The sequence below is a fragment of the Halomonas korlensis genome, from assembly GCF_900116705.1.
Classification (GTDB): Bacteria; Pseudomonadota; Gammaproteobacteria; order Pseudomonadales; family Halomonadaceae; genus Halomonas; species Halomonas korlensis.
This window is the reverse complement of record NZ_FPBP01000002.1, coordinates 1-5,434: the sequence shown is the minus strand read 5'-3', so window position 1 is coordinate 5,434 and position 5,434 is coordinate 1. Positions and strand designations below refer to the sequence as shown.

The following is a 5,434-nucleotide window of genomic DNA, read 5'->3' as shown; positions in this document are numbered from 1 at the left end:
CATCAGTCAGTGTGCGACCTGCGGGAATAGCTCAGTGGTAGAGCATCGCCTTGCCAAGGCGAGGGTCGGGAGTTCGAATCTCCTTTCCCGCTCCAGCTTCAGTAGTACCGGAACGGTAGGCGAGGGTCGGGAGTTGGTGCGCCAGTCCGGCTGATGACAGCCCCATCGAATCACCTTCCCGCTCCAGCTTCGAAATTTCTTATGTGTCCCATTCGTCTAGTGGCCTAGGACACCGCCCTTTCACGGCGGTAACAGGGGTTCGAACCCCCTATGGGACGCCACTTCGCTAGTCCTAGGTTTATTGTTTACCCATGTCCTTCGTCGGCAGCCTTCTGTGCTTGCCGGGGCGGGCGTAGTCGTGTGGCTGTCTTGAAGTATGGATGGCCTACCCCAATGTCATGAGCCTGCTTTCGTTCTTTTCTTCACGACGGGTTTGTATATGGCCGAACCGGCACTCTCCATCCGCGGCTTGACCAAGGTCTACGGCAACGGCTTCGAGGCCCTGAAAGGCATCGATCTGGATGTCGCCGACGGCGATTTCTACGCGCTGCTCGGTCCCAACGGGGCGGGGAAATCGACCACGTTGGGGGTGGTCTGTTCGCTGGTGCAGAAGACGGCCGGCCAGGTAAAAATCTTCGGCATCGATATCGATCGCGATTTTGCCAAGGCCAAGTACCATCTCGGCGTCGTGCCCCAGGAATTCAACTTCAACCAGTTCGAGAAGGTCCTTGATATCGTGCTGGCCCAGGCCGGCTACTACGGCATGTCGCGGCGCCAGGCGCTTCCCCGTGCCAAAGAGTTGCTCACCGACCTCAGCCTCTGGGACAAGCGCAACGGCAGCGCGCGCATGCTGTCCGGCGGCATGAAGCGACGATTGATGATTGCCCGCGCCTTGATGCACCGCCCGCGGATGCTGATCCTCGACGAGCCCACCGCCGGGGTGGACATCGAGCTGCGCCGCAGCATGTGGGAGTACATGCGCCGCATCAATCGTGAGGAGGGCACCACGATCATCCTCACCACGCATTATCTCGAGGAGGCCGAGAGCCTGTGTCGTAATGTCGGCATCATCAACAACGGCGAGATCGTCCGCGACACCAGCGTGCGGGACCTGCTCGCCGAGCTGAATACCGAGACCTTCCTGCTCGACCTGGCGCATGGGTTGGACCAGGTGCCGGTAATCGACGGTTTCGAGGTCAGGCTCGTCGACACTGCCCAGTTGGCCGTGGTGGTGCATCGTGGTCAGCGGCTCAATGATGTCTTCGCGTCCCTGGGCGAGCAGGGCATTCAGGTGGTGTCCATGCGCAACCGCGCCAACCGGCTCGAGGAAATGTTCGTCTCCATGGTCGAGCAGGGCAACGCCCGACAAGCGGCTGGCCGGGCGACGGAGGCCAGTGCATGAACCCCATGCAGACCGCTATCGCCCTCTGGACTCTGGTGTACAAGGAGATCAAGCGCTTCACGCGCATCTGGCCGCAGACGCTGCTGCCGCCGTCGATCACCATGACCATGTATTTCATCATCTTCGGTAATCTGATCGGGTCGCGGATCGGCGAGATGGATGGCTACAGCTACATGGATTTCATCGTCCCCGGCTTGATCATGATGGCGGTGATCACCAACAGTTATTCCAACGTGGCCTCGTCGTTCTTCTCCAACAAGTTCCAGCGCTCCATCGAGGAGATGATGGTGTCGCCGATGCCCAACTGGGTGATTCTTGCCGGCTTCGTACTGGGCGGCATGGCGCGTGGCCTGGGGGTGGGCATTATCGTCACGGTCGTGTCACTGTTTTTCACCCGGATCGAGGTGGCGCATCCGCTACTGACGGTTTTCGTGGTGGTGCTGACGGCCGCGCTATTTGCCATCGGTGGCTTCATCAATGCCCTGCTGGGCAAGAAATTCGACGATATTTCCATTGTGCCGACCTTCATTCTCACGCCCTTGACCTATCTGGGCGGGGTCTTCTATTCGATTTCGCTGCTGCCGAGCTTCTGGCAGGGTGTGTCGATGCTCAACCCCATTCTCTACATGGTCAACGTCTTTCGTTACGGCTTCCTGGGCGTGTCCGACATCCCGGTGGGTTGGGCGTTGACGGCCGTGCTGGCCTTTATCGTGGTGCTGTTCGGTCTGGCGTTGTGGATGCTGGAACGGGGCAAGGGGATCAGGAGTTGAGTGCCATGGATCGACTCGACACGCTCAGCGATGCGCCGTTGGGTCGCGATTCCGTCTACCCCGATGCGTACGATGCGGGATTGCTCTTTCCCATTTCACGCACGGTCAATCGGGCGGCGCTGGGCATCGAGGCGAGTTCGCTACCCTTCGTCGGCGAAGACGAGTGGCACGCCTTCGAAGTCTCCTGGCTCAACGCCCGGGGCAAGCCAGTCGTCGCCGTGGCACGCTTCCGGCTGCCGGCAGACTCGCCCCACTTGATCGAGTCCAAGTCCTGGAAGCTTTATCTCAACGGGTTCAACCAGGCCCGGTTCGAGAGCCGCGAGCGGGTGATCGACCTATTGACGCGCGATCTGGCGGCTACCGCTGGAGCACCAGTCTCCGTCGAGCTGTTTGACGTCGATGATGAGGCGCTGGGGCCTCGTAAGATGCCGGGGCAGTGCCTGGACGAACTGGATATCGAGATCAACGATTACACGCCCCATGCCGAACACTTGACGGTAGGGGAAGCGGTCGTCGAGGAAACGCTGCACTCGCACCTGCTCAAGTCCAATTGCCCGGTCACCGGTCAGCCCGATTGGGGCAGCGTGCTGATTCGCTACCAAGGGGCGCAGCTCGACCGCGAAGGGTTGCTGCGCTACTTGATCGGCTACCGCCAGCACCAGGACTTTCATGAACACTGTGTGGAGCATATCTTCATCGACCTGATGGAGCGTGCCCGCCCCGAGCGGCTGCTGGTGCTGGCGCGCTACGTGCGTCGTGGAGGGCTCGATATCAGCCCTTGGCGCGGCACGCCTGGCGAGCGTCCACCTCAGCCGCTTCGGTTGGCACGGCAGTGAGACCATAAGCCCGGGGAAGCAAGCTAACAAGTAATTGAATTTATAAATAATCCAGAATATTTCGCGTTTGACCTTCGATTTGGAGAGCCGACATGGACGCAATGACGCTGCTGCACGAACGCAGCTCGATGGGTAAGTTGACGGGGCCAGCACCTACCCCCGAGCAGCTCGATGCGATCTATCGGGCGGCCTTGCGCGCTCCCGATCACAAGGAACTGCGTCCCTGGCGGTTCGTCGAGTTTTCCGGTGAAGGGCTGACCAGGCTCGGGGAGCTGTTCGCCGAGGCCGAGTATCGCGAGGATCCGCATGCCGGCGATGCAGTACTCGATGCCGCGCGCAAGAAACCGCTTCGTGCCCCGATGATCATTGCCGTGATTGCCAAGGTGACTCCGGATGTCGCCAAGGTACCCAAGATCGAGCAGGTGATCTCCGCTGGCTGCGCTGCCCACGGCATCCTGCTCGCCGCGCATGCGCTGGGGCTGGGCGCCATGTGGCGCAGCGGCAAGTACGCCTTCGACACCACGGTGCGCAAGGGGCTGGGCTTGGGAGACGATGACGAAGTGGTTGCCTTTGTCTACCTCGGCCAGCTTGGCGGACGTCACAAGCCTGTCGCCGCCCATGATGCACGCACCTTCGTGGAGCGATGGAACTGAGTAGCTGAAAAAAACCTGCCGGCGAGCCGATTAAATAAGGCTTGATTGTAACTATTTGTGTACTATCGTTACACATAGGGCGCTTCGCTCGTGCCGATGCCAAGTGGCGTCCTTATCTCGAGCGGTTGTGCCTCTTTCGCCGGACAGGAGACTTATAATGAATACCCAGAATGTCATCGACATCCGTCCGTTTCTCTCCGAGATCGGTTCGGCCTGTTGGGTAGAACATAAAATCGCTTCCTCACGTCGCCAGCCTGATGATGGTCCGATGACCGTCGAGCAGAACGCAAATGCACGTCGAGAGGTTGAGTACGTCGCGAGACGCAATGGCATCAAGGAGCCGCTACTGCAACTATGGCAGATCAAGCGGTAATATCTTCGTTCAGAATAGAGTTCCGTCACGCCCTCGTCGGGTAAGCCGGTAGGGCGTAGGCAGGGCGGTGAGACGTGCTCGCCATTCGGACCCGAAGTTCTGGATGGACCCCCGCTGTGCGCTGAGGTGGTTTACGAGCGAGTGGGGCAACAGTGTCGATTTGTAGTGGTCCAATGAAACCGGACACCAACGTAGGTGGTAACATTGCCACCGTTCACGAGGTGTCTGATGACCAGGAAACGACGATCTTTTACACCGGAGTTCAAGCAGGAAGCGGCCTGTCTGGTGCTTGACCAAGGCTACTCTGTTGCCGAAGCCAGCCGTTCTTTGAATGTCGGCGAAAACGCCCTCAGGCGATGGGTGAAGCAGCTCTCTGAAGAGCGTGGCGGGGTGACTCCCCAGTCCAAAGCGCTGACGCCGGAGCAGCAGCGGATCCAGGAATTGGAAGCCCGTTGTGAGCGCCTGGAACGGGAAAAATCGATCCTAAAAAAGGCTACCGCTCTCTTGATGTCGGACGAGATGAATCGTACGCGCTGATAGACCAGTTAAGTGAGCAGGAGCCGGTTGAGATGGTCTGTAAAGCGTTTGAGGTATCCCGGTCCAGCTATTACGACTATCGCCGCAGACGGTCCGTAGTGGATGCCGAAAGAGTCGTGCTGCGAGCCGATGTGAGCCGGATATTCCGCAAGAGCCGAAGCTCAGCGGGCAGCCGGATGATCACCAGCATGCTCAATGACGAAGGTGTCAAAATCGGACGCTTCAAGGTCCGTCGACTGATGAGTGAGCTGGGGCTGATCTGCAAACAGCCAGGGCCACACGCTTACAAGCAGGCCACCGTGGAGAGGCCAGACATTCCTAATCGGTTGAACCGTGAGTTCAGCGTCAGTCGCCCAGACCAGGCGTGGTGCGGCGATATCACATATGTGTGGGCCGGCCAGCGCTGGAGCTATCTGGCGGTCGTTCTGGATCTTTACGCCCGTCGTATTGTGGGTTGGGCATTATCGGACCGACCTGATGCCGAGTTGGTGGTAAAGGCACTGGTTCATGCTTACGAGCAACGAGGCAAGCCGACCGGGGTTCTCTTCCACACTGACCAAGGCAGTCAGTACGCCAGTCGATTGTTCCGTCAGAGGCTCTGGCGTTATCGCATGGAGCAAAGCATGAGTCGCCGGGGAAACTGCTGGGACAATGCCCCGATGGAGCGAGTCTTCCGAAGCTTGAAAAGCGAATGGATCCCTTCACTCGGTTACCGCTCAATTCCTGATGCACGAAAGGATATTGGCGACTACCTGATGGACTACTACAACAGGCAACGTCCTCATACCTTCAATGACGGCATGCCACCCGTGGTCGCTGAAGAAAAACTTAAAATACTGTCCGGGATTAGTTGACCACTACAA

The 5,434-nt window shown here is 58.9% G+C and carries 6 protein-coding genes and 2 tRNA genes; all 8 read left to right on the top strand.

What is annotated here, in order from left to right:
- Nucleotides 1–20 precede the first annotated feature (20 nt).
- The 8 genes from BM341_RS02780 to BM341_RS02745 all read left to right on the top strand — a co-directional run bounded on the left by BM341_RS02780 (nt 21) and on the right by BM341_RS02745 (nt 5,425).
- A tRNA-Gly gene (locus BM341_RS02780) sits at nt 21–95 on the top strand.
- Nucleotides 96–205: 110 nt separating this feature from the next.
- Nucleotides 206–281 (top strand) — tRNA-Glu (locus BM341_RS02775).
- A gap of 158 nt (nt 282–439) precedes the next feature.
- A complete protein-coding gene (locus BM341_RS02770) occupies nt 440–1,402 on the top strand; it encodes an ABC transporter ATP-binding protein (protein WP_089792731.1) in 963 nt (320 codons plus the stop codon).
- Nucleotides 1,399–2,172: an ABC transporter permease gene (locus BM341_RS02765; protein ID WP_089792729.1), complete on the top strand. Its 774-nt coding sequence runs from the start codon at nt 1,399–1,401 to the stop codon at nt 2,170–2,172. Before BM341_RS02770 ends, BM341_RS02765 begins: the two co-directional genes overlap by 4 nt.
- Before the next feature lie 5 nt (nt 2,173–2,177).
- Entirely contained in the window at nt 2,178–3,008 is an 831-nt protein-coding gene (queF, locus tag BM341_RS02760) for an NADPH-dependent 7-cyano-7-deazaguanine reductase QueF (RefSeq protein WP_089792727.1), read from the top strand.
- 92 nt (nt 3,009–3,100) lie between these two features.
- Nucleotides 3,101–3,661 (top strand): nitroreductase family protein, encoded by a 561-nt coding sequence (locus tag BM341_RS02755; RefSeq protein WP_089792725.1) that lies wholly within the window; start codon nt 3,101–3,103, stop codon nt 3,659–3,661.
- Nucleotides 3,662–3,818: 157 nt separating this feature from the next.
- Nucleotides 3,819–4,034 carry a hypothetical protein gene (locus BM341_RS02750; protein ID WP_089792723.1) on the top strand — a complete coding sequence of 72 codons (216 nt, stop codon included), beginning with the start codon at nt 3,819–3,821 and terminating at the stop codon, nt 4,032–4,034.
- Nucleotides 4,035–4,262: 228 nt separating this feature from the next.
- Nucleotides 4,263–5,425 (top strand): IS3 family transposase gene (locus tag BM341_RS02745; RefSeq protein WP_089792638.1). Its coding sequence is split into 2 segments (ribosomal slippage): nt 4,263–4,518 and nt 4,518–5,425, totalling 1,164 coding nucleotides; the frame shifts between segments, so codons are not numbered across the junction.
- The last annotated feature ends 9 nt before the right edge of the window (nt 5,426–5,434 follow it).